The organism is Nonomuraea sp. NPDC004186, from assembly GCF_053603495.1.
In genome coordinates, this window is the sequence record NZ_JBSGFQ010000119.1 from 1 (window position 1) to 26,989 (window position 26,989).

Below are 26,989 nucleotides of genomic sequence, written 5' to 3' on the forward strand. Positions count from 1 at the left end.
CGCCGAGGAGATCGACTGGCACGTCCCCGGCAGTGACGCGCTGCCCTGGACCGGGGAGCGACGTCGAACCGCGCCTGGCACCCCGCGACGGCCGGATCGTGGAACTCGGCCTGAGCACCCGCACCGACCCGAACCTCGGCAACCACGTGGCGTTACACATTCACGCCGCCAGCCCCACTCCGGGGTGATCAACGGCCACGCGCCTTTACGTTGTAGATTTCATGTTGGCGTCAGCGGCCATGATCTCAGTGAGCCGGAGTATTGGATCACCGTTCCATCGGTGCCGTCTTCGGGTGGGAGGGCGGGCTCGGGACGGACGTGCTGAGGCTCGTCATCGCCGGCGCCGACGGGAAGACCCGACTACTCCCGGCGTCGTAGTCCGGCTGGTCGGTGATCCCGGTGCGGTAGTGGCAGATGGCTCCGCGGCGGGACCGAGCATGGCAAGGCTGCTGCGCCCCCACGGATGGAGTTTCGCCGCCGTTGTGATCCTGCAGGTCATCGGCGCCGTCGCGGGGCTGGCGCCGCTGCTGGCGGTCGTCGAACTGGGTCGTACGCTGTTGTCGCCCGGCCCGGCCGATCACGGTCACGTCTGGACCGTCGTCATCGCGGGCGCGGCCGGCCTGTTCGTACGGCTGCTGTTCACGGCCGCCTCGTCCGGGATCGGGCACGTCCTCGACGGCCAGGTGCAGCTGTCGTTCCGCCGGCAACTGGCCGCGCGGCTGGGACGCGTACCGATCGGCTGGTTCTCCCGGCGCCGGACCGGCGAGCTGGCGAAGGCGGTCGGGGAGGATGTGAGCGCCGTGCACCCGTTCATCGCCCACACCCCCGGCGAACTGGCCGCCGCGTGCGTGGTGCCGCTGATCTACCTGTTCACCGTCGACTGGCGGCTCACGCTGATCACGTTGATACCGGGTGGTGTTCAGCGGAAGCCGACGTGCGGGCGGCGGCGGCCGCGGCGCGGCTGGACGAGGTGATCGAGCGGCTGGGCGACGAATGTCGGCGAGGGCGGCGCGCTGCTGTCCGGCGGCGAACGCCGGCGTGTCTCGATCGCGCGGGCGCTGCTGAAGAACGCGCCCATCGTGCTGCTGGACGAGGTCACCTCCGCGCTGGACCCGGTGAACGAGGCGGCCGTCCACGAAGGCATCGAGCGCCTGATGGCGGGCCGGACGGTCGTGATGGTGGCGCATCGGCTGCGGACCGTCCGGCGCGCCGACCGCATCGTCTTTCTGGACGGCGGCCGGATCGTGGAAGAAGGCGGCCACGACGAACTGCTGCGCCGCGGCGGCCGCCACGCCGATTTCTGGAACTCCGAATATGCCTTCACGTCATTTTGCCGAGTCATTATTCGGGAAGACTCTACAACACCGCTACAAATGCTCTACAAATTCACGACCTAGTCTCTCACCTGCATGAATGAATCAATAAATTATCTCCAAAGCATGGCTCCGTAGGCGATTTCAACACCGTTCAAGAAAATTGTCCAGCTCTTGTCGAGCGGATTGTCAGCCCTTACTCTCCAGGTGATCAAATCACTTTCTCCTTTCACCTGGAGGCACCCCTTGCACCGATTAGCGCTCCCCGTCGCCGTCTCGGCGATGCTTCTCCCCTTCCTCGCCCCGGAGGTCTCCGCCACCGCGCTCGCCGACCCGCCGCCGGCGAACGTCCAGGAGGTCGGGCCCGGCCAGTACTCCTCCGACACCAAGACCTTCAAGCTCACCGAACTGGACGTGTCCGCGGGCGCGATCAGCCGCAAGCACGGCGTGGCCCTGACCGCCGGTGATCTGGCCCGGCCGCAGTCCGCCCCGGCCACCAGGCCCGAGCTGGGCGTCTTCGGGCCGGGCTGGCAGGCCGAGTTCGCCGGCGGAGAGATCAACCGGAAACTCGAGAACCAGAACGGCACCATCGTCGTCACGGAACTCGACGAAGGGACGTCGACCAGCTTCACCCTGAAGAGCAGCGTCTCCTTCCCCGACGGCGGCGGCATCCAGACGTACGAGGCCGCCGACGGATCCAAGATCACCGAAACCACCAAGTGGGACGCGGTCATCGGGGCGATGCGCACCACGACGACCGAGACGTTCGTGACGGATCTGGGCCCCCTGGACCCGGGCAAGGAGCCCTTGACCAACGCCGACGGCACCCCCATCAGCAACGCCGACCTCCAGCTCACCTACACCTGGGCCCGGCCGGCCGGGGCGCCGGGCGCCGACCCCTGGCGGGTGACCAGCGTGGGCACCGTCGCCTTCGGCAAGTCCGCCATCACCTACGACGCCCAGGGCCGCGTCAGCAGCGTCAAGGAACCGACCCGTGGCGAGAGCCCCGCAAGCGTCACCACGTTCACCTACGCCACGGCCACCACGGCCACCGGCACCTCCAACGGCGACTACGCGGGCCGGCTCAAGGAGATCAAGGTCGCGTACGGAACCGACGCGCCGCAGACCGAGGCGAGCTACGCCTACGACCTGAACGGCCTGCTGCGCACCGCGAGCGATCCCAGCCTCGGCTCCGTCCAGGGGACCTACGCCTACGACTCCGTGGGACGCCTGTCATCGATCGAGTCCGTCAGCAACGGCGACTGGCAGCTCACCTTCCCTGAGGGCGCCGCGGCTCCCCAGGTGGTCGCCACCGGCACCGACATGCCGGCCAACGGCGGGCCGACCGAGGGCGCGGCCGGGCTCGACGACCCGAACGCCACCGAGCCGCCGGCCGGCGACTTCCTGCCGGACGGCGTGGACCCCCCGCAGTCCTACCCGAAGAAGTGCGACTCGGCCAAGACCTGGATGTGGTACACGAAGTCGGGCTGCTCGGCCTGGGCCTACCACGGCGGCAGCTGGAAGAAGCCCGACTGGAAGCGGACCGCCAGCGGCTTCAAGGTCAGGGGCATCGTTCACGACCACTGCACGAAGCCGGGAGCGGACCGCCCCGCCGGGTTCGACTTCCGGCCGGCCTGTGACTCCCACGACTACGGGTACGGTCTGATGACCAACCAGAGGATGAAGTACAAGTACTACCTCGACCGCACCGTCTTCCGGAAGCTCGACGTGGACACCCGGTTCTACATCACCCTGAAGGACAAGGTGTGCGGCGGCTACTTCTTCCTGGTGCGGGGCGCCTGCAGGAAGATCGCGGCCGTCTACTACGCGGCGGTCCTGGGCTTCGGCAGGCCCTGAGAACGGCGCCCGCTGAACCCCTTCTCGGGCCGGACCGCGGCATCGCCCGCCGTCCGGCCCGACCTCGGTCGCCGCGTCAGGCGCTCAGGCGAACCGCCAGCGGGTGGCTCCGTGCGGTTCGGCGGTGGCGACGCCGAACGCGACGCGCATCGAGAAGCGATAGAGGTGCCACGGCGCCGGGCCCGCGCTCGGCGCGCTGAACGGCGCGGTGATCGCGTCGCCCTCGGCGGTCGCGGGCCAGCCGAGCTCGGCGTACAGGGCGGCCACGCGCTCGACCATGGTGGCGTCGGTGACCCGGCGCGCGGTGCCCTCGAGGTTCAGGTCGATGCCGTCGAGCCTGACGGAGATCGTGCAGTTCGGATCGGCCTCCAGGTTGCGGGTCTTGCGGGCGCCCGGGCCGGTGGTGAAATGGAGGGCGCCGTCGTACCAGACGGCGCCGACCCCCGCGGCGTGCGGCCGGCCGTCGGGCCGTACGGTGCCGAGAAACCACGTGATGTCCGCCCCCGACGAACTGCTGAGCACGGCGTGGGCGCGGTCCCACGCCAGCACGTCGTGGTCGTAGCGGTCGAGATTGGTGACCTCGACGGGCAGCTGGTCGGTCATCGGAACCTCCGGACGGCGTGTGCGGCATGGCGGTCACACAGGTAGACCGGCCGGCGGCACTGAACGCATCGCCGCGGGTCACATGGTCGTTCCGCCCGAGACGTCCAGGCGGTGCCCGGTCATGTAACGGCTGTCGTCGCCGGCCAGGAAGGCCACCGCGTCGGCGACGTCCTGCGGGGTTCCCAGCCGGCCCAGCGGCGACTGCGACGACAGCCAGGCCAGGGCCTCGCCGACCAGGCGTCCCTGGTGCATGTCGGTGTCGATGACGCCGGGCGCCACGGTGTTGACCGTGATGCCACGCGGCCCGAGCTGCTTGGCCAGCGCGGTGGTCAGCACGTCGAGCGCGGCCTTGGACATGGCGTAGCCGATCGCCCGCGGCATGGCCGCGCCTCGCGTCAGCATCGTGCCGATGGTGATGATCCGGCCGCCGTCCCGCAGCCGCGGCAGGGCGAGCCGGGTGATGAAGAACGGCGCGGTCGTGTTGACCGCGAACAGCCGCTCGAAGCCGTCCCTGGTCACGCCGTCGATCTCATCCTGGTCGCCGAGGATGCCCGCGTTGTTGACCAGGATGTCCAGGCCGTCGGCGTGGGCGTCGAAGCCGGCCCACAGCTCTTCGGCGTCCCCCGGCACGCCCAGCTCGGCCCGTACGGCGAACGCCTGCCCGCCGGCCGCCTCGATGGCCACGACCGTCTCCTTGGCGGCCGCCTCGTTGCTGCCGTAGTGGACGGCGACCCGGGCACCCTCCCGGGCCAGCCGGGTGGCGACGGCCCGGCCGATCCCCCTGCTGGCGCCGGTCACGAGCGCCGTCTTGCCGGTCAAGGTCGTCATTGCTGATCACGCCTTCCTTATTTCGCGTACTTCGTACTCGAAACGGGACCCTAGCCATTCGAGTACTGTGTACGCAAGTTAGGGAGAGGCCAGGATGTCCGACGAGGAACTGATCAGCATCTGGATGCGGCCCGAGCGCCTGGAGCGTTCGGGGCCCGGGCGGCGGCCCGGCTACAGCCGCGAGCAGATCACCCGGGCGGCCGTCCGGATCGCCGACGCCGAGGGGGTGGAGGCCGCGACCATGCGCCGGATCGGGGGCGAGCTGGGCACCGGCGCCATGTCGCTCTATCGCTACGTACCGAAACGCGATGACCTGTTCGACCTCATGATCGACCTGGCGATGGGCGAGCTCGAACTCCCCGCCGAGCCGTCCGGCGACTGGCGAGGCGACCTCTCCCTGGTCGCCTGCGAGACCCGGGCCGCCGGCCTGCGCCATCCCTGGCTGACCCCGCTGCTCAGCGGCCGCCCGACCCTGGGCCCGCAGCTGCTGCGGGTGCACGAGTTCGCCCTGGGCGCGCTCGACGGGCTCGGTCTCGACATCGACGAGATGACCGGCTTCGTGAGCATGGTGAACGACTACGTCCACAGCGCGATCCGCCGCGAGATCGGCTGGCTGGAGGAGGCCCGCCGTACCGGCCTGGACCCGGAGCGCTGGAAACGCGACTACATCGGGCCGTACGTACGGCAGATCGTCGGGTCGGGCGCCTACCCCCTGTTCGGCCGATCCGTACAGGAATCCAGGACCGCGCACCTCTCCCCCGCCGAGCGCTTCCGGCACGGGCTGGATCGTGTGCTCAACGGGATCGGCGCGCAGCTGCCAGCAGGCCGCGCAGGACATAGGGCATGATTCCGCCGTGCCGGTAGTAGTCGGCCTCGCGAGGCGTGTCGAGCCGGAGGCGGGCCTGGAAGGTGACGCCGCCGGCGGTGACGGTCAGGGTGGGCGGGAGCCGCGGTCCGTCGAGCGCGGCCAGGCCGGTGACGCCGATGACCTCGCGGCCGGTGAAGCCGAGCTCGTCCGGGCCCTGGCCGGGCAGGAACTGCAGCGGCAGGACGCCCATGCCGACCAGGTTGGAGCGGTGGATGCGTTCGAACGACTTGGCGATGACGGCGCGCACGCCGAGCAGCGCGGGGCCCTTGGCGGCCCAGTCGCGGGAGGAGCCCGCGCCGTAACCCTCCCCGGCCAGCACCACGACCGGTACGGCGGCCTCCTGGTAGGCGCGGGCGGCCTCGTACACGGTGGTGATCGTGCCGCCGTCCAGGAAGTCGGCGGTGAGGCCGCCTTCGGTGCCGGGGGCGAGCTGGTTGCGCAGGCGGACGTTGGCGAAGGCGCCGCGCATCATGACCTCGTGGTTGCCACGGCGGGAGGCGTAGGTGTTGAGCTCGTGACGTGGCACGCCGAGGCCGGTGAGGTAGCGGCCGGCGGGGCTGGACGGGAGGATGGCCCCAGCGGGTGAGATGTGGTCGGTCGTGATGAAGTCGCCCAGCTTGACCAGGACGCGGGCGCCGGTGATGTCGGTGACGGGCGGCGGCTCGGGCGACATGCCGTCGAGGTAGGGGGCGCGGCGCACGTACGTGGAGGCGGGGTCCCAGGGGTAGGTGGCGGAGCCGGCGACGTCCAGGCGCTGCCAGCGTTCGTCGCCGTCGAGGACGTCGGCATAGGCGCGGGCGAACATCTCCGGCCTGATCACCCGCTCGATGACCGCGCGCACCTCCTGCGGGGCGGGCCACAGGTCACGCAGGTAGACGGGACGCCCGCCGGGGTCGGTGCCGAGAGGCTCGGTGGTGAGGTCGAGGTCCATCGTGCCGGCGAGGGCGTAGGCGACGACGAGCGGCGGCGAGGCGAGGTAGTTGGAGCGCACCTCGGGCTGGATGCGGCCCTCGAAGTTGCGGTTGCCCGACAGGACCGCGGCCACGTCGAGGTCGTGCTCGGCCACGGCCTTCGACACCTCCTCGACGAGCGGGCCGGAGGCGCCGATGCACGTCATGCAGCCGAACCCGGCCAGGGTGAAGCCGAGCCGTTCCAGGTAGGGGGTCAGGCCCGCCTCGCCGTAGTAGTCCATGACGACGCGCGACCCGGGCGACAGGGTGGTCTTCACCCATGGCTTGGCGCTCAGCCCGCGCTCGGCGGCCTTCTTGGCGAGCAGCCCGGCGGCGACCATGACCGAGGGGTTGGAGGTGTTGGTGCAGGAGGTGATGGCGGCGATGGCGACGGTCCCGTGCGTGATCTCCCGCTCCGCCGCGACGGGCGGCCGCTCCTGCGCGCGGAAGGCGGCCTTCACCCCCTCCAGGGGAATGCGGTCCTGGGGGCGGCGCGGGCCGGCGACGGACGGGACGACGGTGGCCAGGTCGAGGTCCAGGTCGGCGGTGTACGCGGGCGGCGCGTCCGGCTCGTGCCACAGCCCCTGCGCCCTGGCGTACGCCTCGACCAGGTCGGCGTGGTCGCCGTCGCGGCCGGTGAAGCGCAGGTAGCGGATCGTCTCGGCGTCGACGGGGAACAGCGCGGCCGTGGAGCCGAACTCCGGGCTCATGTTGGAGATCGTCACCCGGTCGGTCACCGGCAGCGCGGTGACCCCCGGCCCGTGGAACTCGACGATCTTGCCGACCACCCCGTGGTCGCGCAGCAGCTCGGTGAGGGTCAGCACGAGGTCGGTCGCGGTGGCGGCGACCGGCAGCTCGCCGTGCAGGCGCACGCCCACCACGTCGGGCACGAGGATGGACACCGACTGGCCGAGCATGGCTGCCTCGGCCTCGATGCCGCCGATGCCCCAGCCGAGCGTGCCGAGCCCGTTGACCATGGTGGTGTGCGAGTCGGTGCCCAGGCACAGGTCCGGGTACGCCTCATCGCCGCGGGTCATGACCACCCTGGCCAGGTATTCGACGTTGATCTGGTGCATGATGCCCTTGCCCGGCGGCACCACCGTGAAGCCCCGCAGCGACGCCTGGCCCCAGCGCAGGAAGCGGTAGCGCTCGGCGTTGCGCTCGTACTCCCGGTCGGCGTTGCGGGCCAGCGCGTCGGGACGGCCGAAGACGTCGGCGATGATGGAGTGGTCGATGACCAGCTCCGCGGGGATGGCCGGGTTGACCGAGGCGGGGTCGCCGCCGAGCGCCGCCATGGCGTCGCGCATGGAGGCCAGGTCGGCCAGCACGGGCACGCCGTTGGTGTCGTGCAGGAACACCCGGGCGGGATGCAGGTCCACGGCGGCGGTCCGGCCGGCGTCCGGCCGCCATCCGGTCAGGGCCCGCACCTGCTCGGCGGGGACGGCGTGCCGGAGCAGGTTCTCCAGCATGATGCGCAGGCTGTACGGCAGGCGCGCGGGTGCGTCGGCGGTGTGGATACGGTAACGGCGAGATCCCACCGTGAGGAAGTCGGTCACGTGGCCTGCCCTTGGAGCGAGACGGGATGGCAGAAGGTGTTGCGGTGCTCGGTCACGCACGCCTCGGCCACCTGGCGCCAGGCGGCGTAGTGCGGCGCGGCGCGGTGTTCGGTGAAGAAGGCGGCCTCGTCCCGGTAGATCTCGTACAGGACGAACCGGTGCGGGTCGTCGTCGCTGCCCACCACGTCGAAGCGGAGGCAGCCGGGCTCGTCGCGGGTGGCGCGGGCGTTGGCCCGGATGCCGTCGAGGAAGGTCTCCAGGCGGTCGGGCCGCACCTGGAGCTGGACGATCAGGACGAACATGCGCTCATCCAGGCGGGTTGCGGGACGGCGCACGCCTTGGCGAGCCGGCGCAGGCCCTGCAGGGTCTTTCCGGGCAGGCGCACTCCGGCCACGGCGGATTCGGCGGCGTTGCGGGCCTCGATCTCGCCGGGATAGAAGATCTCGTCGAAGCCGGGCGCGAGCGGCACGGCCTTGGTGCGGTCGATGAGGTCGTCGAGGCGGCGGGCGTAGTCGGCGGGGTCGGCCACGGCGTCCAGGCGCAGCGCGAGCAGCAGGTGGCCGCAGCCGCTGCGGTGGTCGGGGACGTAGGGGCCGGCCACGTCGGTGGCGTACGAGCTGCCGGTCAGCACGCCCGACAGCACGTCCATCATGAACGAGATGCCGTACCCCTTGTGCCCGGCCATGGGCAGGATGAGCCCGTCGACGGCCAGGGCCGGGTCGGTGGTGGCGACGCCGTCCGCCGTCTGGGCCCAGCCCTCGGGGATGGCGTGCCCGCGCTCCAGAGCGGCGTAGATCTTGCCCCGGGCGACGACGGTGTTGGCGATGTCGAGCACGACCGGGCCGCCCCGGCCGCCGGGCACCGCGATGGACCACGGGTTGGCGCCCACGCTCTTCTCCCGGCCGCCCCACGGGGCCATGGCGGGGCTGCCGTTGGTGGTCAGCAGGGCGACGCAGCCCTCGGCGGCGATCATGCGGGTGAAGTACGCGGCGGTGCCGAAATGGTTGCTGTCGCGCACCGCGACGACGCCCACGCCGTGCTCGCCGGCGCGGCGTACGGCGTCGTGGGCCGCGTACGCGGTGACGACCTGGCCGATGCCGTCGCGGCCGTCGAGGACGGCGACGGCGCCGCCGTCGAGCACGGTGGCCACGTCGGTCACCGCGCGCATGGCCCCGGAGCGCAGGCGGTCGGCGTACCACTCCAGGCGCAGCATGCCGTGCGAGGGGTGGCCCCACGCGTCGGCCGTGACCAGGCTGTCGGCCACCAGCCGCGCGTCGGGTTCGGGGACGCCGAGCGAGGTCAGGACCTCGATCCCGAAGGAGATCAGCTCGGAGGCAGGGATCACGACAGGCTCCTGACCTGGTCGGGGGTGAGCGGCCGGACGGGGCGGTCGCGCAGCAGCAGCCACAGCCGCGCCGTCTCCTCCAGCTCCTCGACGACGTCCGCGGCGGCGGCGAGGTCGGCGCCGGCGGCGATGGGCCCGTGGTTGGCCAGCAGCAGCGCGTGCGCGCTGCGGGCGGCCCGTTCGGCGATCGGCCCCAGCGCCGGGTCGCCGGGCGCGTGGTACGGCAGCAGCGGCAGCCGCCCGACGCGCATCACGTAGTAGGCGGTCAGCGGCGGCAGCACGTCGTCCGGGTCGAGGCCGTCGTGGCAGGACACGGCGACGGAGTAGGTGCTGTGCAGGTGGACGACCGCGCCGGCGTCCGGGCGGGCGCGGTAGAAGGCGGCGTGCAGGAATGCCTCCTTCGACGGGCGCGGCCCGTCCAGGTGCTCGCCCGCCAGGCTGACCAGCGACAGCTGATCGGGCGCGACGTCGCCGAGGGAGCCACCGGTAGGGGTGATGAGGAAGGCGTCGCCGGTGCGGGCGCTGAGGTTGCCGGTACGGCCGTGCGTCAGCCGCCGGCGGAACAGGGACGCGCCCAGCTCAGCGATTTGTGAGGAAATATCGGTCATGGTGCTTCCAGGGCTGTGACGAGCAGGTCGGGACGGCCGAAGTTGCCGGACTTGAGCAGCAGGGCCAGGCTCGGGTGGCCGGTGGTGAACAGCCAGGGGACTCCCCGGTCGGCTTCGGCGCCCACGACCGCGCCGGTCACGCCGAGCGCGTTGACCACGGCGCCGGAGGTCTCGCCACCGGCGACGACGATGCGCCGGACGCCGAGCCGGGCGGCGCGGGCGGCGACGGCCGCCAGCGCCCGCTCCAGCAGCCCGGCGGCGCCGGGCGAGCGCTCCTCGGGGGGAGCCGAGGAGTAGACCATGGCGCGGCCCTCCGCCTCGAGGTTGGCCTCCAGCCAGCCGAGGGCCTCCTCGACCAGCCCGTCCTGCTCGGCGCGCAGCCGGTAGGAGGGCATGTGCCGGCGGGCCAGGGCCACCTGCTCCAGCGTGGCGGCCGAGCAGCTGCCCGCGAGCACCACCCCTGGTCCCGTGGGAAGGGCAGGCGTGGCCGGTTCGTGCCGGGCGGTCTCCAGAGCTCCGGCCAGCCCCGCCGCGCCCGTGATGACGGGCAGGTGCGCGCTGGCGCGGGCGATGACGTCGAGGTCGCGGTCGTCGAGGGCGTCCGTGACCGCGTACCGGACGTCCTGGGCCCGCAGCGCGTCGAGCGCCGCGCGCACCGCGTCCGCTCCGCGCCGGACGGTCTCGTGCGCGACCAGCGCGACGCGGTGCGGGGTCTGCCGTCCCAGGACGCGGACCAGGTCGGGGTCGGTCATCGGCGTCAGCGGGTGGTGGCGCATCGACGACTCCGACAGCAGCCGGTCGCCGACGAACAGGTGCCCCTGGTAGACGGTGCGGCCGTGCTCGGGAGCGGCCGGGCACACCACGGTCAGGCGGGCCCCGCCCGCCTCGGTCAGCGCGTCGGCGACCGGGCCGATGTTGCCCTGGTCGGTGGAGTCGAAGGTGGAGCAGTACTTGACGTACAGGCGCCGGACTCCGCGCTCGTGAAGCCACCGCTGAACGGCGAGCGACGCGGCGACCGCCTCCCCGGCCGGGATCGAGCGGGTCTTGAGCGCGACGACGACGGCATCGCAGTCCGGGAGCACCGTCGCGGGCCCGGGGATGCCGAAGATCAGCACCGTGCGCAGGCCCGACCGGCGCAACGCGGCGGCGACGTCGGTGCCTCCGGTGTAGTCGTCTGCCACGCAGCCCAGCAGCACGCTCATGCCAGCGCCTCGCGCAACGCCCGGGCCGCCGCCAGCGGCGGGCTCAGCACCGGCAGGCCGAGCCGGTCGGCCAGCTCGGCGTGCACCGGGCTGATCGAGTACTGCCCGAGCAGGACCAGCTCGACGCCGTCAAGGTGAGGCGCGGCGGCCCGCGCGAGCGCGTCGGTCAGGTCCGGCCGGTCGCGGGCGGCGGCCGCGGGCGCGGCTCCCGGCGCCGCGATCGCGCGCACCTCGACGCCGTCCGCCACCTCCTTGAGCCGCCGCGCCGAGTCCGCCGCCGCGGAGTCGAGCGAGCCGAGCACGAGCACGGTGCCGGGCCGCCGCCGGGCGACGTCGGCGAACACGGCCTCGTCCGAGCCCGTCACCGGCACCTCGTGCAGCCGCCGGGCGAGCCCGGCGGCCGGGCCGTACATCGAGCAGGACAGCAGCACCGCGTCGGCGCCGCCGCGGACCGCGTAGTCGATGAGCGCGAGCATGCGACGCGTCAGCGCGGGTGTCATGCCCCCGGCCGCGTCGGCCTCGGTGACGAGCCGGTCGTCCAGGAGGTGCCAGGCCCTGGCCTCGGGAAACCCTTCGCCGAGCGCGTCGGCGGCGGGCCGGATGGAGGCCGGGGTGGCGTTGACGACCGCGATCGTCGGGTTCATCGCTTCACACCGGCGGCGACGGCCTCGGCGAACGCTCGGGTGCCCGCCGTGCCGCCCATGTCACGGGTACGGGTGCCGCCCCGGACGGTGTCGGCGACCGCGGCCTCGATCAGGGCGGCGGCCCGGACCAGGGCGGGGTCCTGGTGGCGGGCGCCGAGCCAGTCGAGCAGCATGGCGCTGGACAGGATCATCGCGATGGGGTTGGCGACGTCCTGGCCGGCGATGTCGGGGGCGGAGCCGTGCGCGGCCTGGGCCATGGCGCGCTCGTGGGAGGCGTTGATGGACGGGGCGATGCCGAGCGATCCGGCGATCTCGCCGGCCAGGTCGGACAGGATGTCGCCGAACATGTTCTCGGTGACGATCACGTCGAAGTCGTTCGCCCGCCGCACCAGGTGCACGGTCATCGCGTCGATGTGGAAGTCGTCCACGGCCACGTCCGGATAGCGCGCGGCGACCTCGCGGCAGACGTCGCGGAACATGCCGGTGGTCAGCTTCAGCACGTTGGCCTTGTGCACGATCGTGAGCTTGCCGCGCCTGCGGGAGGCGAGCTCGAACGCCTCGACGGCGATCCGCTCGACGGCGGGCCGGGTGATGATGCCCATGGCGATGGCCACGTCGGGGCTGGGCATGAACTCGCCGCTGCCCTTGTAGGTGCTGCGGTCGGCGTAGAAGCCCTGGGTGTTCTCCCGGACGATGACCAGGTCGGTGCCGGGGACCACGGCGTCGGCGCCGTCGAAGGACTTGGCCGGGCGGATGTTGGCGAACAGGTCGAAGTGCTTGCGGATGGTGCCGCTGGGGTTGAGCTTGGAGCGGTGCGGCTCGGGGTAGGCGGCGCTGTCGTGCGGGCCGAGCAGCCAGGCGTCCACCTCGGCGAGGGCGGCGAGCGTCTCCTCCGGTACGGCGTCGCCGTGGGTGTCGATGGCGCAGGCGCCGAGCGGCAGCTCGGCCCACTCGACGGGGGCGGCTCCGGCGGCGGCGAGCGCGGCGTCCACGACCAGGACGGACGCGGGGACGATCTCGGGGCCGATGCCGTCGCCTTCGAGTACGCCAAGACGGTAGGAAGTCACGAAATTTACGTCCTTACGAGTGCTTCGACGTCCTCGGGCAGGGCGTCGGTGGTCGGGTAGAGCAGGCAGGCGGCGGGCTCGACGACGAGCGTGACCTCGCCGCTCAGCCCCGGGCGGGCGGTCTCCGCCTGGATGACGTGGTCGCCCAGGCGCAGGTCGTACTCGTAGCGGGAGCCGATGTAGGAGCTGGTGAGCACCTCGGCGGTGAGCACGTTCACGTCGGCGGGGGCGCTGCGGCCGGGCGGGAGGATCTCCAGCCGTTCGGGGCGGACGGCCACGGTGACGCGCGGGCCCGGCGTGCCCTCCGGGACGGCGATGGTCTGCCCCGTGCAGTCCAGCCGCACCTCCGCGGGGCCGGTCATCGTGCCGGTGAGGAAGTTGCAGCGGCCGACGAACGCGGCCACCTCGGCGGTCGCGGGGGTCTCGTAGATCTCTTTCGGGGTGCCGATCTGCACCATGTCGCCCTTGGACATCACCGCGATGCGGTCGCTCAGGGCCAGGGCCTCCTCCTGGTCGTGCGTGACGTACACGGTGGTGATGCCGAGCTCCTCCTGCAGCCGCTTGAGCCAGGCGCGGGCCTGCTCGCGCAGCTGCGCGTCCAGGTTGGACAGCGGCTCGTCCAGCAGCAGCACGCTGGGCGAGTAGACCAGGGCGCGGGCGAGGGCGACGCGCTGCTGCTGGCCGCCGGACAGCTGGTGCGGGTAGCGGTCCTTCAGCTCGGCCAGGCCCACCTTGCCGAGGGCCTCGGTGATGAGCTCGTCCTGCGTGCGCCGGTCGACCTTGCGGATCTTGAGCGGCATGGCCAGGTTCTGCGCGACCGTCATGTGCGGCCACAGCGCGTACGACTGGAACACCATCCCGAGGTTGCGCCCCTCGGGCGGCACGAACGTGCCGGCGTCGACGAACGTGGCCGGGCCGACCGCGATGCTGCCGGTGCTCGGCCGCTCCAGGCCGGCGATGCACGCCAGGGTGGTGGACTTGCCGCAGCCGCTGGGGCCGAGCAGCGTGAAGAACTCGCCGTCGGCGATGGTGAAGGAGATGTCACGCAGGACGGCGTTGTCACCGAACTGCTTGGACAGGTTGGCGACCTTGACCTCAGGCATCTGTACGCCCCTTGAGAAGTAGTCCGGCGAGCCCGACGAAGGTCGCCGTGATGGCGATCTGCAGGCTGGCCAGCGCGGCCACGGAGCCGGTGTTGCCCTGCACCCACAGCTCGAGCATGGTCGTGCCGATGATGTTGGAGTCCGCCGAGCCCAGGAACACCGCGGGCGAGTACTCCTTGAGCAGCGTCACGAACGTCAGGATCAGCGCCCCGGCGAAGGCCGGCCGCAGCAGGGCCGCCAGGATGCGGGTGAACGTACGCACCCAGTCGGCGCCGGAGACCCGGGCGGCGTTGTCGAGCTCCCGGCCGATCTGCATGATCGACGGGGAGATGGAGCCGAACCCGCTGGGCAGCGCGCGCAGCCCGAAACCGATGATCAGCGCCCACAGCGTGCCCTGGATCAGGGTGCCCAGCCCGAACGGCGCGAAGGCCAGCGCCCAGAACAGGCCGATGCCGACGATGATGCCGGGCATCGCCTGCGGGGCGAGCGCCAGATACTCCACCGCGCGGGCGAAGCGGAAGGTCGAACGCCTGGCCACCATGACCGCCAGCAGCGACAGCGCGCTGACCAGGACCGCGCCGATCGCCGCGACCAGCAGGCTGTTGACGATGGACTGCACGTACACCGGATAGGTGAAGATCCGTTCGTAGTTGTCCCCGGTGAGGGTCTTGAACGGTGACTGCAGCGGCGTGAACACCTGCGTGAAGGAGCGGAAGACCAGCCCGCCGATGGGCACCAGGGCGCCCATCACCACGTAGAAGGCGATGGCGGCCATGCTGATCCACTTCAGCCGGCCCAGGTCCAGCGGTCGCGGGCGGGTCGCCTTGCCGCGGACGGAGACGAACCGCTGGGCGTTCCTCAGCAGCTTGGCCTGCAGCGCGACCAGGCTGACGGTGACGAGCAGGATGATCGCCGACGCCGCGCCCAGCACCCCGTAGTCCGGATTGATGGACTGCAGGCCGTTGCGGTACAGGAAGGTGGAGAAGACGTCGATGCGTACCGGCTGGCCGAACAGCAGCGGCACGCTCAGCGTCTCCACCGACATGCTGACCACCAGGATCGAGCTGTAGACGACGGGCGGGCGCAGCAGCGGCAGGATCACCGAGCGCAGGATGCGCAGCGGCCCGGCCCCGCACACCTGGGCGGCGGCCTCCAGCGAGGCGTCGCTCTGGCGCAGCGCGTTGGCGCAGAAGGTGTAGACGATCGGGGCCAGCGCCACGGCCTCGGTCAGCGCCATGCCGGGGATGGAGTACAGGTTCCACGGCAGGAAGCCGAGCAGACGGCGTACCTCGACGCTGACGAACCCGGCCGGGCCGTACATGGTGATCCAGCCGAAGCCGAGGATGAGCGAGGAGATGAAGAACGGCCACTGCATGGCGGCGGCGAAGACGCGGCCGCCGGGCAGCTTGGTGCGTACCACGACCACGGCCATCGGCACCGCGATGAGCAGGCTGAGCACGGTGGTCAGCCCCGCGAACAGCGCCGTGTTGAGCACGACGCGGCCGAATCCCGCCTCGGTGAACAGCCGCACGTAGTTGCCGGCGCCGAGCACGCCGCCCGCCTCGTACAGGGGGCGGTCGAGGAAGGACTGGTAGAGCGTCGGGACGACCGGCGCCAGCACCAGGACCGCCAGCAGGAGCAGCACGGCGTACTGCAGCCAGCTCTCCCGGGCCAGCCCCAGCGGCCTGCGGTAGCGCGGCGGGGGATGTGCCGGCGGACGCGGCGGGGAAAGGGTGGTCATCGTGTTCCTCTCAGCGGCCGAGCAGGCCGTTCCACTTGCCGGTGAACGACTTGACCTCGGCGTCGGGGACCTTCGCGTACTTGGCGAGGATGATGTTGGCCTGGCCCACGGCCTTGACCAGCTCCTGGTAGGTGTGCAGGCCGTCGCCGGTCGCGACGCCGTCGCGGTAGGAGGTCAGCCCGCCCTCGGCCACCGCCCGCTGGCCCTCCTGCGACAGCACGAAGTCCACGAACAGCTTCGAGGTCGCCGGATGCGGCGCCTTGGCGGCGATGCCCACGCCGCGCGGCAGCACGACCGTGCCGTCGTCGAGGAAGGAGATCGCCAGCAGGCCGCCGCTCTTCTCCACCACGGGGTACGCCGGGGCGGCGCTGACGAAGAAACCGGCCACGTACTCGCCGGACGTGATCTTCTCCAGCTGGGTGCCGGACGACGTCTCCGGCCTGGCCAGCGGCAGCACCGACTGCAGCGAGGTCCAGGAGTCGGGGCGGGCCTCGGCGAAGGCGTGCGAGACGGTGAAGCCGAACGCGCCGCTCACGTCCCGCGTGGTGATCTTGCTCTTGTACTGGGCGGGGTCCTTGGCCAGGATCGTCGCCAGGCTCTTCAGCCCGGTCGGCTTCTCGGGCAGCAGCGAGGTGTTGTACGCGATCGACATGGGGTCGGCCGACATGGCGTACACGTTGGGCAGCAGCTCGCCGAAGTCCGGCAGCTTGCCCTTCTCCGGCGAGGCGTACTCCATCAGGGTTCCCGGCCGGGCGGCGAAGTCGGCCCAGGCCTGGGCGGCGTTCGACACGACCAGGTCGGCCGGCGAGCTGCCGGTGGCCTGCTCGCTGAGCACCCGCTGGAACACCTCGTCGCTGTCCAGGTTGTTGGCCGCGATCTTCGTCACCCAGGGGTACTTCTTCTCGAAGTCCCGGAAGATCGGCGCCCAGTTCTCCTGGTCGGTGTTGGAGTAGATGGTGAGGGTGCCGCCCTCCTTCTTGGATGCCTCGATGAGCTGGGCGTAGTCGCTCGGGTAGTAGGACGGGGCCTGTCCCGTCGCGATCGTGTTCGGCGGCGGCTGTTTCGCCGCCCCGTCTCCATTGCTGCCTCCACCGCCGCAGGCCGTGAGGAGGCCGAGTGCGAGTACGGCGACGCCCAGGGCGCGGAACGTGGGGTGGAAGGTGGTCATGTGCTTCCTCCTAGACCAGGCGCGACCGACCAGCCGCCGCCTGCGATGCCGCACACTCTGCTTCGTTATAACCTATGACGTCAAGCCCTCGTTTCCGGAATGTAACGCGAAGAGCCTCTTAGATGCCTTATAGCGGCGACGATCCGGCGCTCTGGTTTTCCGACGAGCGGTCCCGACCCTTGCCGACAAGACTGGATGGCGGTGTAGGTTATAACGGTGACCGACGAGACAGGACAGCGATGAGCGAATCAGCGGCCGAGCTCTACACGACGAAGGCGGACTTCGCCTACCTGCGCGTCAAAGAGCTGATCCTGTCCGGGAAGCTGCTTCCCGGCTCCGTCATCGCGCAGGCGCAGCTGGCCCGCGACATCGGCATCAGCACCACTCCCCTGCGCGAGGCGCTGCGCCGGCTCAAAAGTGAGGGGCTGGTCGAGCTGGACGCCCACCGCGACGCCCGCGTCGCGCCGCTGGCCGCCGAGGAGGCCCGCGACCTGCTGGAGCTGCGCCGCTCCCTCGATCCGCTGGCGATCGGGCTGGCGGCCGAACGGCGCACCAAGGCCGACATCGCCGCCATGCGCGCCGCGCACGAGGGCCTCAAGCCGCTGCCCGGCAACCCTGGCTACGAGCAGTTCGTGGCCCACCGCAAGTTCCACGCCGCCCTCTACGCGGCCTCCCACAACGACCTGCTCATCCAGACCCTCGACGGCCTGTGGGACAAGGCCGACCGCTATCGCCGCCTCGCGCTGGAGGTCGAGCGCGGCCAGGCGGCCCGCGACCGCAAGGCCGCCGAGCACGAGGCCCTGCTGGAGTACGTGATCGCGGGCGACGTGGAGTCGGCCGCCGGCGTGATGCGCGAGCACATCGACACCAGCCTCGGCGCCCAGGCCGCCTGGCGCCTGCGCAAGCACCCCGCCGAACCTTCTTGATACGGACGACGGCCGGGCTCGGCGCGAAGCGCCGACCGGGCGCCGGGCAGCGTCAGGAGGCTCCGCGTCGGGGGTGCGCCTGCTGCTGTGGCGCCGTCCAGCTGGTGAGGAGCTGGAGGGCCTGGGCGGTCGCCGAGCCCGGTTCGACGTTGTAGACGCACAGGGTCTGGTCGACGTCGCCGGGTGCCTGGAAGGACTCGTAGGAGAAGTGGAGATCGCCGACGAGGGGATGGTGGTAGGTCTTGGCGCCGTGGGTGCGGCGCAGCACGCGGTGGTCGTTCCACCAGGCGGAGAACTCCGGCGACTTCAGGGTGAGCTCCCCGACGAGGTCGGCGAGCTGGCGGTCGTTGGGGTAGCGGCCGGCCTCCAGGCGCAGGACGGCGACGGTCTCGGCCGCGATCCGGTCCCAGTCGCCGACCCTTTCGCGGGCCTCGGGGTCCAGCAGGTAGTAGCGGGCCAGGTTGCGCCGGGGCGCGGGCAGGGCGTCGAAGTCGGTCAGCACCTCGCGGGCGAGGCGGTTGGAGGCCAGCACGTCGGTGCGGCGGCCGAGGATGAAGGCGGGCACGTGGTCGAGGGTGTGCAGCATCAGGTGCAGGCCCGGCCTGACCCGCTGCGGGCTGACCGGAGCCCGGCGCGCATCGGCGGGGCGGACCAGCAGGTTGGTGAGGTGCTCGCGCTCGGAGGGGTTGAGCCGCAGGGCCCGGGCGATGGCCTCGACGACCTCGGGCGACGGGGAGCCGCCGCGGCCCTGCTCGAGCCGGGTGTAGTACTCGGTGCTGACCCCGGCCAGGCGGGCCACCTCGTCGCGGCGCAGCCCGGGCACCCGGCGGGTGCGCCCGTCGAAGGGCAGCCCGGCCTCCTCGGGGGTGATCCCGGCGCGCCGTGAGCGCAGGAAGTCGGCGATCTCGCTGCTTCGGTCCATGTCTCCAGTGTGGCCAAGCCTGGCACGACCGGTCCTCGCCAGGGTGGCCCTGACAGTACCAGTTTCGCGGAGACCTGCCTGGTGAGGGCCCATTTTGCCGGCCTGCGAGGGCCTGTCGGGTGGTGTCCTGATGAGGGAGCTTGCGGCGATGCCGGCCGCGGCCACCTGTCACTTCACCCACCTTGAAAGGTACCCACCATGACCACGCAGATCTCTGCCCGTTCCCTCACCGGCCGCGTCGCGGTCGTCACCGGCGCCTCCAGCGGCATCGGCGAGGCGGCGGCCGAGCACCTGGCCGAGCTGGGCGCCCGCGTCGTCGTCCTGGCGCGGCGCGCCGAGCGGCTGGACGACCTGGTCGCCCGGATCGAGAAGAACGGCGGCCGGGCGCTGGCCCTGGCCGTCGACGTCACCGACGCGGCCGCGGCGCAGGCGGCCGCCGACCGGGTGGCGGCCGAGCTGGGCGGTGCCGACCTGCTCTTCAACAATGCGGGCGTCATGCTCCCCGCGCCGATCGAGGAGCTGGCCACCGCCCAGTGGCAGCGCCAGATCGACCTCAACATCACCGGCCTCATGAACGCCATCGCCGCGTTCACCCCCCAGCTGGTGAAGGCCGCCGCCGAGCGCGGAGTGGCCGACCTGATCAACACCTCGTCGATCGCGGCCCAGAACATCTTCCCGAACTTCGCCGTCTACTCCGGGACCAAGGCGTACGTCACCCATCTCTCCCGCCACCTGCGGGTCGAGCTGGGCGCGAAGAGGGTGCGGGTCTCGGCGATCGAGCCGGGCATCGTCGCGACCGAGTTGCAGAGTCACGTCACCGACGAGGGGGCCCGGGCGTGGCTGGAGGGCGCCAAGGAGACGATGGAGTGGCTCACGCCGCAGGACGTCGCCGAGACCGTCGGGTTTCTCGCGAGCCTCCCGCCGCGGGTGAACCTTCAGCAGGTCACCATCATGCCGACCGGCCAGCCCAGCTGATCGGCCGCTCCTCAACGGTCGTGGGTCGCGTTCGATCGCTGCGTGGGCCGCCGGTCGAGCGGCGACCTCTCGGTGATCTGTTCGCGGGGCAGCCGGTGGAGCGCCTGCAGGGCGCGGAGGAAGCCGTGGCGGTCGGCCGCGGGCAGGCGGGCGAGCAGGCGCTCCTCGTTCGCCTGGATCTCGGCCCGCACCGACCCGCGCACCTCGCGGCCCTCGGCGGTGATCGTGAGGATCCGCGCGCGGCGGTCGTGCGGGTCCGGCTCGCGGGTGATCAGCCCGGCCGCCTGGAGCTTGTCGAGGGTGCCGATGATGCGGGTCTTGTCGGCACCGATCGCCTCGGCCAGAGCGGCCTGCGTACGTACGGAGCCGTCGTCCAGGGCGCCGAGCACGGTGTATCCCCACATGGAGACCCCATGCGCCGCCAGGACCGGCAGCTCCGCCGCGATGAGCGACTGCAGGAGAGGATGCAGCATCTCGGCGAGATCGCGGCGGGCCGTCACAGGTCCAAGATATCCGGTTGACAGATCATATGCATCCGAAGACCATATGCGAATGCATATGAATGGGCTCATGGTCGCACTCGACGCGCAGGCCGTTCGCGCCAGCGTCGAACTGGCGGATCGAGTGCGGCCCGAGGATCTGTCCCGTCCGACGCCCTGCCTCGGATGGACCGTGTACGGCCTGCTCGCCCACATGGCCACCCAGCACTACGGCTTCGCCGCGGCGTCCAGGGGAGACGGCGATCTCGCCCGGTGGAAGCTGCGTTCCCTCGGCGACGACCCCGTGGCGAGCTACCGGGCCTCCGCCGAACACGTCCTGGCGGCCTTCGCCGCCGACGGCGTGCTGGAGCGCATGTTCCCGCTGCCCGAGTTCGCCAGCGGGAGCGCCTTCCCCGGGGCGCAGGCGATCAGCTTCCACTTCATCGACTACGTGGTGCATTCCTGGGATCTCGCCAAGGCGCTGGGCGTCGCGGTCGACTTCCCGCCGGACCTGCTGGACGCCGCCCTCGCCGTGGCGCAAGCCGTACCCGTTGGCCAGGCGCGCCTCGCGCCCGGGGCGGCCTTCGCACCGGCGCTCCCGTGGTCGGGCGGGTCGCGGCTGGATGAGATCGTGGCAATCCTGGGCCGCTCGCCGAGCTGGCCCACGTGAAATCTTCGGAATGGAGCACGACATGAGCAGCGGCGTCAGATTGATCCGCAACCACCAGCTCACGCAGCAGGTGGACTACGCCTATGCCGCGGTGGCCGACGCGCCGGTGCGTTCTGTCTGGGTGGCCGGCGCGTGTCCCCTTGATCTCGACGGCGGGACCGTCGCGGTCGGCGACTACGCCGGCCAGGCGCACCAGGTGATGCGCAACCTCGTGACCGCGCTGGAAGGGGCGGGCGCGTCACTGACCGATGTCGTCAAGACCACCGTCTACGTGGCCTCCTCCCAGCAGAGCGACCTGGGCACGGCGTGGGCGGTCTACCGGGAGTACATGGGCGAGCACGACGTGCCCAGCACCTTGCTCGGCGTGACCGTACTCGGCTACAAGGACCAGCTCGTCGAGGTCGAAGCCGTCGCCGTGCTCCCGTCGGCGCGCAACTGATCCCACCTTCACGGAGCCGGGCGTCTCCTTGGGGACGACGTGCAGGAGGATCGGCTGCGTGCGCGTGAGCCAGGTTCCCAGCCTTCGGATCGGCGATCCCCTCCGGGTTCAACGTTCGTCTGTGGCCTGGGGAAGCCGTGGGGAGGGCGCCGAATATCCGGTTTTGCGCCGTCTATACCCTTGCCGACGTGGAATTCCAGAGAGGGCTGGCCTTACTGGTCGCCGGCACGTTCTTCATGGAGATACTCGACGGCACGGTGATCACGCCCGCCGCGCCGCGTATCGCCGCGGAGCTCGGGATCGCGCCGATCGACGTGAACGTCGCGATCACCGCGTACGTGCTCACCATCGGGGTGCTGATCCCGATCAGCGGCTGGCTGGCCGACCGGTTCGGCCCGCGCCGGGTGTTCGCGGTGGCGATCGTGCTGTTCGTGCTGGCCTCGCTCGGCTGCGCGCTGGCCCCGACGCTGCCCGCGCTCGTCGCCGCGCGGGTGGTGCAGGGGGCGGGCGGTGCGCTGATGGTGCCGGTCGGCCGGCTGGTGGTGCTGCGGACGACGGAGAAGTCCGACCTGGTCCGGGCGATCGCGTACCTGACCTGGCCGGGCCTGCTCGCGCCGGTGCTGGCGCCGGTCGTCGGCGGGTTGCTGGCCGACTACGCGTCCTGGCGGTGGATCTTCGTGATCAACGTGCCGCTCGGGCTCGCGGCGTTGGTCGTGGCGCTGCGGATCGTGCCCGACCTGCGCGCCGACGCCCGTGACCCGCTGGACCGCGCCGGGTTCGCCCTCATGGCGGTGGGCGTCGCGGGGCTGATCGTGGCGCTGGAGGGGCTCGGCTCGGGGTTCGGGCCGTCGACGGCGGTGGCGCTGGTGGTCGCGGTCGCGGGTCTGGGCCTGGCGGTACGGCACCTGCTGCGCGCTCCGCGCCCGATCGTCGACCTGCGGATCCTGCGGGTGACGACGTACCGGGTCACGGCGGCGAGCGGGTCGGTCTACCGCGGCGTGATCATCGCGGTCCCGTTCGTGCTGCCGCTGCTGTTCCAGGTGGGGTTCGGCTGGTCGGCGGCGCAGGCTGGGCTGGTGGTGATCGCACTGTTCGTGGGGAACGTCGGGATCAAGCCCGCCACCACGTCGCTGATGCGCCGGCTCGGGATCCGCATCGTCCTGCTCTGGTCGATCGTGATCGGCGCCGCGTGCCTGGTCGGGATGGCGTTCCTCGAGCCCACGACACCGCTGCCGGTGATCCTCGTGCTGCTGCTGGTGAGCGGGGTCGTACGGTCGACGGGGTTCACCGCGTACAACAGCGTGGCCTTCGCCGACGTCGGCCAGGACCGGATGAACCACGCCAACACGCTGCTGTCGACGCTCCAGGAGCTGGGCGCGGGCCTCGGCGTGGCGATCGGCGCGCTGCTCGTACGGCTGGGCGAGACGATACCCGGGGTGGCGGGCGCGGCCGGGCCGTACCGCGTGGCGTTCGTCCTCCTCTCGATCATCCTGGTCCTCCTGGCGATCCCCACCCTGCTTCTCCCCCGAACCGCCGGCGACGAGGTGACCGGCCGCGCGTAGACACGCCCGCCTCCGGCTCCGATCGCGCACCCCTGGTGCTCATCGGGCACGGTGGCGGCGGTCGACTCCAGGATCACGGTCACAGTCTTCGGCCTCCACTGGCCCGGCCTCCTGGCCGAGACGGCGAAGCGGATCACCATCCCGCGCGAGTCCGGTCTGGCGTTGTTCGACGCCTTCGCCTCAAAGGAGAAGACGCTGCACGCCAACGCGGGCAGACACAAGGAGACGCCCAGGTTCGAGACCGACAGCGCGGTCCGATTCTTCACCCGGCACCTCGACCGGGCCTGACGCATCGGCGACCGGCCGGACGCCCCCGCCGCCTCATGGTTTCGTGTCCCGTGCTGGGCAAGGACACCGTTTTCCTACGATGATCAACGCATGTCCTCCCGTGCGTCCGCCACGCTGGCAGGCTTGGCTCTGGCCGTCCTGGTCGCCGGCTGCGCCGATCCGGCCGCCGACCGGGTGTCGCTCGTCAGCGCCACCCAGCCACCGGCAGGACCACCGCAGCCGTCGGCCACGGTGGTCCTGCCGCAGCCCTCGCACATGATGTCCTCGGGTCCCGTACGGCACCCGTACCCGCCGGCGACCTCCCTGACCGATCCCATGGCGACCGGCGCCCCCCTTTCGTCGACGGGCCGGCCGCGCTACTTCGTCTCCGCGCGAACTCCGCTCGTCCACTTCCCCGGCAACTCCAAGACCGGCGTCTTCACGTCGGTGCCGCCCGCCGTGCACAACGCGGAGACCGGGGCGTTCATCGCCAACATCCCGCTGCCGCCCGGTATCTCCAGCTCCTGGCATCTCGTGGCCGCCGCCCGGGACAACCGGACGTTCGCCATCGCCGGCTGGACCGAGCCGAAGAATCCGGACATCCGCTTCTTCCTGGTCCGCCTCGGCGAGGACGGGCGGCCAGGGAAGCCGGTCGCCGTCACGCAGACCGACCCCGACGACCTCAGGGCGGTCTACGACCTCGCCCTCAGCGCCGACGGCACCCGCCTGGCCTACGCCACGCCGCTCATCGGAGGCGGCGCCAAGATCTCCGTACTCGACGTCGCCACCGGCCGGCGCCGCGACTGGAAGACGATGACGCACCCGATGCTGAGCAGCCTGTCCTGGGCCCCGGACGGTCGCTCGATCGCCTACCTGCTGGGGCACCGGGCCATCGCCTCGCTCGACCTCACCCGTCTGGCCGCCGACCCGAACGGCACCACGTACCAGATCATCAAGAACGCCACGGGCGCCACGCCGATCGACTCGCTCGCCCACACCCCCGACGGCAGCGCGCTGATCTACGCGTCCGGGCACACCGTCGAACGCGTCCCCGTGACGGGCGGACCGGCGCAGGTCCTGGCCCGCCCGGAGCTGCCACACGACGCCTCGCTGAGCCTGCGCTTCAGCGTGGACGGGACCGGCGAGCACCTCCTGTACGTGCACGAGTGGCGCGCCTACCAGGTCGGCCTCGCCGACGGCGCGGTCACCTCGGTGCCGATCACCGTCGACGAGCGTCCGGGGGAGGGCGACTCACCGCGCGCAGCCTGGTGACCAGCGGCCACATCGCGTGGAGCCGGTCGGCGGTGGCTTGATACGCCTCCTCGGTCGCGACCGCGAGACCGACGCCCGGCTCGGTGTCCAGGTGCTCGCGCAGCGGGATGAAGCTCATCGGTTCCTGGCGGCGGCGGGCGAGCTCGACGCCAACATCATCGAGACCGGCAGCGGCTCCCCCGCACCCGCGCGCCCGGCAGGCCGGGCGTTCACGCGGGCACGGGCGGCCTTTACCGGCTGGCTGAGTCGAGGAGCAGTTTCGCGGCCGCCGTCGCTCCGTCGGTGTGGATCGTGCCCGCCACGGCCCTGGCTCGTGCTCGGGTTTCGGGCGCCAGGGCCAGGGTGAGCGCGGCTGACAGGGACTCGACGGTCGGGGTCCGACCGTCGTGTGCCGCGCCGATGCCCAGCTCGGCGATCCGGGCGGCCCAGTACGGCTGGTCCGCGATCTGGGGAACCACGACCTGGGGCGCGCCGGCCCGGGCGGCCGTCGTCGTGGTGCCCGCGCCGCCGTGGTGAACGACGGCGGCCACCCGGGGAAACAGTGCCTGCTGGTTGACCTCGCCGACGACGAAGCAGTCGTCCCGATCGTCGATCAGGGCCAGGTCGGCCCAGCCGCGGGCGAGCAGGATGCGGCGGCCGTGCGCGCGGATCGCCTCGATGGCCACCCGGGCGATGTCCTTCGGGGCGTGCGCGGCCATGCTGCCGAAGCCCACGTACACCGGCGGTTCGCCGGCGTCCAGGAACGCCTGCAGCTCTTCCGGGAGCGGGCGTTCGTCGGGCAGGATCCATGCCCCGGTCTGTACGACGTCAAGGTCCGTCATGCCCTGCGACGGGCACAGGGTCGCGTCCGCCGCCAGCCACGGCCGGTCGGTGAGGACGTAGTCGCGGACGTTGTCCACCGGCGGCAGGCCGATCGCCGCCCGGTGGCTGTTGAGCGCCTCGCCGTACAACGCGTTCACCCGCTGGGCGTCCTGCTCCCACAGCACCCGGTTGTCGGTCTCGCCCGGCGGGGACTGTTGGCCCGGCCGCGCCCCCGGAGGGAAGTGCCGCGACGGCAGTCCCAGAATATGGAAGCAGGCGCACACGTACCGGATGCCCAGTTTCTCGGCCACGTCCCGTGCGCCGGCCGGCATCAGGCCGGTCGCCAGCAGCGCGTCGCATCCCTCGGCGGCCGTTGTGAGCGTGTCGAACCGCGCGGCGACCAGCTCGGGAGCGAGCCGGAACGCGGCTTGCGCCGAAGGCGGCTTCGGGCCGGCGACCACCGAGCGCACCGTGGGGCCCAGCGGCACCAGCGGCACGCCGACACGCGCCAGCAGCGCCGCGAACTCCTCGTCCGGCGGCGCGCACACCTGTGCCTCCGCGCCGAGTTCCCGCAGCCGTACCGCGAGTGCCGCCAAGGGCTCTACGTCCCCGCGCGATCCCCATGTCGACAACACCACACGCATTTCGTGCCCCCCGTTTCCGCAGGTGTTCTGGCTTCGGCCGACCATCTTGAGGCACCACCCGGGTCTTGCCGCAAGCCCCCCAGTGCGCTATAACCTGAAAGTGGCAAGGAGCGAGGTCTCCTTGCCATTGCCATTTGTCACCGAGCCCAGTCTTGGTCACCTATCGTGAGAGACACATGGCCGGCCGGCACCGCCCGCCGGACCGCCTGGGCCGTCACCGCGTTCCTGGCTTTCGCCACCGACATCAGCGCCGACGCCTTCCCGAACCCGCACCATCCCGGCTTCTGAGCGCTCGATACGCGCGGTGCTCTCAGCAGAGTTCGAGAGGGCCGTTGATTTCGAAGTTCTCGTCGAGAATGGTGACGAGGCGGTCGGCGGCTCGCGGGGTGGTCTCGCTCGCCCATCGGCCGACGAGGCTGAGGAAGCCCTGCAGTCGCAGGTGCACTGTGGCCAGGAGGGCAGGCAGGTCGTCGAGCTGGATCTCCACCTCATGCGTGGGTGAAGGTAGCGAGCGTGAGCCAGACTCCTGCCTGAGCCGGACGGCTCCGGCGATGTATTCGAGCTCGGTGTCGGGATCGTGCCCCAGCCAGATGCCCTGCTTGTGCAGGACGTCGCGCCACTCCCGCCAGTTTTCCAGGCCGCAACAGCATCCCGGCAGGATCTCGGCATTGGTGGTCGCGTCCCTGATCCGTAGCCCGCCTGGAGCGATAAGCGCTTCGGCATCGGCCAGATGCCGGTCCAGCAGATGGTGGAGATCGCTGATCGGCGCGGTCGGGATGTCGGCGTAGCTGAAGATGACCGCCATCGCGGTGCCGACCTCGGCCGGGCTCATCTGGCCGGAGAGGACAAGGATGCTGTCCGTGGCCGGTTCAGCGACCGGCCAGGCGGTGAAGTTCGCCGTTCCGTCGGTTTCCAGAACTGCGTCCATGAGGATCACGGTCACGATTATCGTGGCGGATCGGCGCCTGATCACTTTCGGGTGTCGGCTTATGGAGAAGCAGTCGCTGCAAAGCCTCGGCCGGCGACGGTGTCCTGCGCCCGTATCGGACGGTCAGGTCTCAATGGAACAGCTCTCCGGCATCGTCTACGACTGGATGACCGTTTGCTCAGCGCCCGCGACGATCCCGGCGGGCTGGGTCGGTCCCGCGAGCTCGTGGGCCGAACGGGCGAGCCAGATCG

General features: G+C 71.4%; 29 protein-coding genes. 13 read left to right on the forward strand and 16 right to left on the reverse strand.

Translation table 11 applies throughout. The annotated features are described in order from the left end of the window. The 4 genes from ACWEPL_RS53475 to ACWEPL_RS53490 form a co-directional block, all read left to right on the forward strand. Positions 1–188: hypothetical protein (locus tag ACWEPL_RS53475; protein ID WP_452441047.1), on the forward strand; the 188-nt coding region annotated here is incomplete at its 5' end. 249 nt (positions 189–437) lie between these two features. Next, the gene (locus ACWEPL_RS53480) at positions 438–974 is read left to right on the forward strand and encodes an ABC transporter transmembrane domain-containing protein (RefSeq protein WP_452441048.1); all 537 of its coding nucleotides are present in this window, start codon (positions 438–440) and stop codon (positions 972–974) included. Between the two features lie 105 nt (positions 975–1,079). After that, a complete protein-coding gene (locus tag ACWEPL_RS53485; RefSeq protein WP_452441049.1) occupies positions 1,080–1,397 on the forward strand; it encodes a hypothetical protein in 318 nt (105 codons plus the stop codon). Positions 1,398–1,595: 198 nt separating this feature from the next. After that, positions 1,596–3,170, forward strand: a complete 1,575-nt coding sequence (locus ACWEPL_RS53490) for a phospholipase A2 (protein ID WP_452441050.1) — start codon at positions 1,596–1,598, stop codon at positions 3,168–3,170. Between the two features lie 84 nt (positions 3,171–3,254). Here ACWEPL_RS53490 and ACWEPL_RS53495 read toward each other — a convergent pair whose 3' ends face one another. Both ACWEPL_RS53495 and ACWEPL_RS53500 read right to left on the reverse strand, forming a co-directional pair. Beyond that, the gene (locus ACWEPL_RS53495; RefSeq protein WP_452441052.1) at positions 3,255–3,773 is read right to left on the reverse strand and encodes a pyridoxamine 5'-phosphate oxidase family protein; all 519 of its coding nucleotides are present in this window, start codon (positions 3,771–3,773) and stop codon (positions 3,255–3,257) included. A 78-nt stretch (positions 3,774–3,851) separates the two neighbouring features. Further along, positions 3,852–4,601, reverse strand: coding sequence for an SDR family NAD(P)-dependent oxidoreductase (locus tag ACWEPL_RS53500; RefSeq protein ID WP_452441053.1), 750 nt, complete (start codon positions 4,599–4,601; stop codon positions 3,852–3,854). Between the two features lie 94 nt (positions 4,602–4,695). Here ACWEPL_RS53500 and ACWEPL_RS53505 point away from each other — a divergent pair, with 94 nt between their 5' ends. Then, on the forward strand, positions 4,696–5,448 hold the full coding sequence (locus tag ACWEPL_RS53505) for a TetR/AcrR family transcriptional regulator (RefSeq protein WP_363968127.1): 753 nt from the start codon (positions 4,696–4,698) through the stop codon (positions 5,446–5,448). Here ACWEPL_RS53505 and acnA read toward each other — a convergent pair. The 10 genes from acnA to ACWEPL_RS53555 are packed head-to-tail and all read right to left on the reverse strand — an operon-like array spanning position 5,396 to position 16,853. After that, complete coding sequence (acnA, locus tag ACWEPL_RS53510; protein ID WP_452441054.1) at positions 5,396–7,975, reverse strand: aconitate hydratase AcnA; 2,580 nt, start codon at positions 7,973–7,975, stop codon at positions 5,396–5,398. The two genes, ACWEPL_RS53505 and acnA, sit on opposite strands and share 53 nt — an antisense overlap. Continuing rightward, positions 7,972–8,277: a putative quinol monooxygenase gene (locus ACWEPL_RS53515; protein ID WP_452441055.1), complete on the reverse strand. Its 306-nt coding sequence runs from the start codon at positions 8,275–8,277 to the stop codon at positions 7,972–7,974. Before ACWEPL_RS53515 ends, acnA begins: the two co-directional genes overlap by 4 nt. Then, complete coding sequence (locus ACWEPL_RS53520) at positions 8,265–9,320, reverse strand: Ldh family oxidoreductase (RefSeq protein ID WP_452441056.1); 1,056 nt, start codon at positions 9,318–9,320, stop codon at positions 8,265–8,267. Before ACWEPL_RS53520 ends, ACWEPL_RS53515 begins: the two co-directional genes overlap by 13 nt. After that, a complete protein-coding gene (otnC, locus tag ACWEPL_RS53525; protein ID WP_452441057.1) occupies positions 9,317–9,928 on the reverse strand; it encodes a 3-oxo-tetronate 4-phosphate decarboxylase in 612 nt (203 codons plus the stop codon). The genes ACWEPL_RS53520 and otnC overlap by 4 nt, the downstream gene beginning before the upstream one ends. After that, entirely contained in the window at positions 9,925–11,130 is a 1,206-nt protein-coding gene (otnK, locus tag ACWEPL_RS53530) for a 3-oxo-tetronate kinase (RefSeq protein ID WP_452441058.1), read from the reverse strand. The genes otnC and otnK overlap by 4 nt, the downstream gene beginning before the upstream one ends. Continuing rightward, positions 11,127–11,774, reverse strand: a complete 648-nt coding sequence (locus tag ACWEPL_RS53535; protein WP_452441059.1) for an aspartate/glutamate racemase family protein — start codon at positions 11,772–11,774, stop codon at positions 11,127–11,129. Before ACWEPL_RS53535 ends, otnK begins: the two co-directional genes overlap by 4 nt. Then, positions 11,771–12,841, reverse strand: a complete 1,071-nt coding sequence (locus ACWEPL_RS53540) for an isocitrate/isopropylmalate dehydrogenase family protein (RefSeq protein ID WP_452441060.1) — start codon at positions 12,839–12,841, stop codon at positions 11,771–11,773. The genes ACWEPL_RS53535 and ACWEPL_RS53540 overlap by 4 nt, the downstream gene beginning before the upstream one ends. Positions 12,842–12,846: 5 nt before the next feature. Beyond that, entirely contained in the window at positions 12,847–13,944 is a 1,098-nt protein-coding gene (locus ACWEPL_RS53545; RefSeq protein WP_363968144.1) for an ABC transporter ATP-binding protein, read from the reverse strand. Next, a complete protein-coding gene (locus ACWEPL_RS53550) occupies positions 13,937–15,685 on the reverse strand; it encodes an ABC transporter permease (protein ID WP_350743299.1) in 1,749 nt (582 codons plus the stop codon). The genes ACWEPL_RS53545 and ACWEPL_RS53550 overlap by 8 nt, the downstream gene beginning before the upstream one ends. Before the next feature lie 10 nt (positions 15,686–15,695). Continuing rightward, positions 15,696–16,853, reverse strand: coding sequence for an ABC transporter substrate-binding protein (locus tag ACWEPL_RS53555; protein WP_452441061.1), 1,158 nt, complete (start codon positions 16,851–16,853; stop codon positions 15,696–15,698). A 239-nt stretch (positions 16,854–17,092) separates the two neighbouring features. On the opposite strand from ACWEPL_RS53555, the gene ACWEPL_RS53560 reads away from it, so the two are divergent. After that, positions 17,093–17,779 (forward strand): GntR family transcriptional regulator, encoded by a 687-nt coding sequence (locus tag ACWEPL_RS53560; protein ID WP_452441062.1) that lies wholly within the window; start codon positions 17,093–17,095, stop codon positions 17,777–17,779. 52 nt (positions 17,780–17,831) lie between these two features. Here the strand turns inward: ACWEPL_RS53560 and ACWEPL_RS53565 are convergent, their stop codons facing one another. After that, entirely contained in the window at positions 17,832–18,701 is an 870-nt protein-coding gene (locus ACWEPL_RS53565; protein ID WP_452441063.1) for a helix-turn-helix transcriptional regulator, read from the reverse strand. A 198-nt stretch (positions 18,702–18,899) separates the two neighbouring features. Between ACWEPL_RS53565 and ACWEPL_RS53570 the strand changes: the two genes are divergently transcribed. Continuing rightward, complete coding sequence (locus ACWEPL_RS53570; protein ID WP_363968154.1) at positions 18,900–19,676, forward strand: SDR family oxidoreductase; 777 nt, start codon at positions 18,900–18,902, stop codon at positions 19,674–19,676. 11 nt (positions 19,677–19,687) lie between these two features. Here the strand turns inward: ACWEPL_RS53570 and ACWEPL_RS53575 are convergent, their stop codons facing one another. After that, positions 19,688–20,176 (reverse strand): MarR family winged helix-turn-helix transcriptional regulator, encoded by a 489-nt coding sequence (locus ACWEPL_RS53575; RefSeq protein ID WP_452441064.1) that lies wholly within the window; start codon positions 20,174–20,176, stop codon positions 19,688–19,690. 70 nt (positions 20,177–20,246) lie between these two features. Between ACWEPL_RS53575 and ACWEPL_RS53580 the strand changes: the two genes are divergently transcribed. From ACWEPL_RS53580 to ACWEPL_RS53600, 5 genes are all read left to right on the forward strand, one after another. Further along, a complete protein-coding gene (locus ACWEPL_RS53580; protein WP_452441065.1) occupies positions 20,247–20,825 on the forward strand; it encodes a TIGR03086 family metal-binding protein in 579 nt (192 codons plus the stop codon). 22 nt (positions 20,826–20,847) lie between these two features. Next, positions 20,848–21,264, forward strand: coding sequence for a RidA family protein (locus ACWEPL_RS53585; RefSeq protein WP_452441066.1), 417 nt, complete (start codon positions 20,848–20,850; stop codon positions 21,262–21,264). A 188-nt stretch (positions 21,265–21,452) separates the two neighbouring features. Continuing rightward, positions 21,453–22,826: an MFS transporter gene (locus ACWEPL_RS53590; RefSeq protein ID WP_452441067.1), complete on the forward strand. Its 1,374-nt coding sequence runs from the start codon at positions 21,453–21,455 to the stop codon at positions 22,824–22,826. Between the two features lie 51 nt (positions 22,827–22,877). After that, positions 22,878–23,114, forward strand: a complete 237-nt coding sequence (locus ACWEPL_RS53595) for a hypothetical protein (protein WP_452441068.1) — start codon at positions 22,878–22,880, stop codon at positions 23,112–23,114. Between the two features lie 90 nt (positions 23,115–23,204). Further along, on the forward strand, positions 23,205–24,365 hold the full coding sequence (locus tag ACWEPL_RS53600) for a hypothetical protein (protein ID WP_452441069.1): 1,161 nt from the start codon (positions 23,205–23,207) through the stop codon (positions 24,363–24,365). A gap of 230 nt (positions 24,366–24,595) precedes the next feature. Here ACWEPL_RS53600 and ACWEPL_RS53605 read toward each other — a convergent pair whose 3' ends face one another. Beyond that, positions 24,596–25,762 carry a glycosyltransferase gene (locus ACWEPL_RS53605; RefSeq protein ID WP_452441070.1) on the reverse strand — a complete coding sequence of 389 codons (1,167 nt, stop codon included), beginning with the start codon at positions 25,760–25,762 and terminating at the stop codon, positions 24,596–24,598. A gap of 213 nt (positions 25,763–25,975) precedes the next feature. Here ACWEPL_RS53605 and ACWEPL_RS53610 point away from each other — a divergent pair, with 213 nt between their 5' ends. Next, positions 25,976–26,098 carry a hypothetical protein gene (locus tag ACWEPL_RS53610; protein WP_350742433.1) on the forward strand — a complete coding sequence of 41 codons (123 nt, stop codon included), beginning with the start codon at positions 25,976–25,978 and terminating at the stop codon, positions 26,096–26,098. A gap of 22 nt (positions 26,099–26,120) precedes the next feature. Here ACWEPL_RS53610 and ACWEPL_RS53615 read toward each other — a convergent pair whose 3' ends face one another. Continuing rightward, the gene (locus ACWEPL_RS53615) at positions 26,121–26,738 is read right to left on the reverse strand and encodes a hypothetical protein (protein WP_452441081.1); all 618 of its coding nucleotides are present in this window, start codon (positions 26,736–26,738) and stop codon (positions 26,121–26,123) included. Between the last annotated feature and the right edge of the window lie 251 nt (positions 26,739–26,989).

Bases quoted from the DNA above. Each gene is read 5' to 3' on its own strand.
- ACWEPL_RS53490 (WP_452441050.1), top strand. From the start codon at position 1,596: ATGCTTCTCCCCTTCCTCGCCCCGGAGGTCTCCGCCACCGCGCTCGCC.
- ACWEPL_RS53550 (WP_350743299.1), bottom strand. From the start codon at position 15,685: ATGACCACCCTTTCCCCGCCGCGTCCGCCGGCACATCCCCCGCCGCGC.
- ACWEPL_RS53495 (WP_452441052.1), bottom strand. From the start codon at position 3,773: ATGACCGACCAGCTGCCCGTCGAGGTCACCAATCTCGACCGCTACGAC.
- ACWEPL_RS53565 (WP_452441063.1), bottom strand. From the start codon at position 18,701: ATGGACCGAAGCAGCGAGATCGCCGACTTCCTGCGCTCACGGCGCGCC.
- ACWEPL_RS53580 (WP_452441065.1), top strand. From the start codon at position 20,247: ATGGTCGCACTCGACGCGCAGGCCGTTCGCGCCAGCGTCGAACTGGCG.
- ACWEPL_RS53505 (WP_363968127.1), top strand. From the start codon at position 4,696: ATGTCCGACGAGGAACTGATCAGCATCTGGATGCGGCCCGAGCGCCTG.
- ACWEPL_RS53535 (WP_452441059.1), bottom strand. From the start codon at position 11,774: ATGAACCCGACGATCGCGGTCGTCAACGCCACCCCGGCCTCCATCCGG.
- ACWEPL_RS53545 (WP_363968144.1), bottom strand. From the start codon at position 13,944: ATGCCTGAGGTCAAGGTCGCCAACCTGTCCAAGCAGTTCGGTGACAAC.
- otnK (WP_452441058.1), bottom strand. From the start codon at position 11,130: ATGAGCGTGCTGCTGGGCTGCGTGGCAGACGACTACACCGGAGGCACC.
- ACWEPL_RS53500 (WP_452441053.1), bottom strand. From the start codon at position 4,601: ATGACGACCTTGACCGGCAAGACGGCGCTCGTGACCGGCGCCAGCAGG.
- otnC (WP_452441057.1), bottom strand. From the start codon at position 9,928: ATGACCGATATTTCCTCACAAATCGCTGAGCTGGGCGCGTCCCTGTTC.
- ACWEPL_RS53570 (WP_363968154.1), top strand. From the start codon at position 18,900: ATGACCACGCAGATCTCTGCCCGTTCCCTCACCGGCCGCGTCGCGGTC.
- ACWEPL_RS53560 (WP_452441062.1), top strand. From the start codon at position 17,093: ATGAGCGAATCAGCGGCCGAGCTCTACACGACGAAGGCGGACTTCGCC.
- ACWEPL_RS53480 (WP_452441048.1), top strand. From the start codon at position 438: ATGGCAAGGCTGCTGCGCCCCCACGGATGGAGTTTCGCCGCCGTTGTG.
- ACWEPL_RS53615 (WP_452441081.1), bottom strand. From the start codon at position 26,738: ATGGACGCAGTTCTGGAAACCGACGGAACGGCGAACTTCACCGCCTGG.
- ACWEPL_RS53515 (WP_452441055.1), bottom strand. From the start codon at position 8,277: ATGTTCGTCCTGATCGTCCAGCTCCAGGTGCGGCCCGACCGCCTGGAG.
- ACWEPL_RS53600 (WP_452441069.1), top strand. From the start codon at position 23,205: ATGTCCTCCCGTGCGTCCGCCACGCTGGCAGGCTTGGCTCTGGCCGTC.
- ACWEPL_RS53555 (WP_452441061.1), bottom strand. From the start codon at position 16,853: ATGACCACCTTCCACCCCACGTTCCGCGCCCTGGGCGTCGCCGTACTC.
- ACWEPL_RS53585 (WP_452441066.1), top strand. From the start codon at position 20,848: ATGAGCAGCGGCGTCAGATTGATCCGCAACCACCAGCTCACGCAGCAG.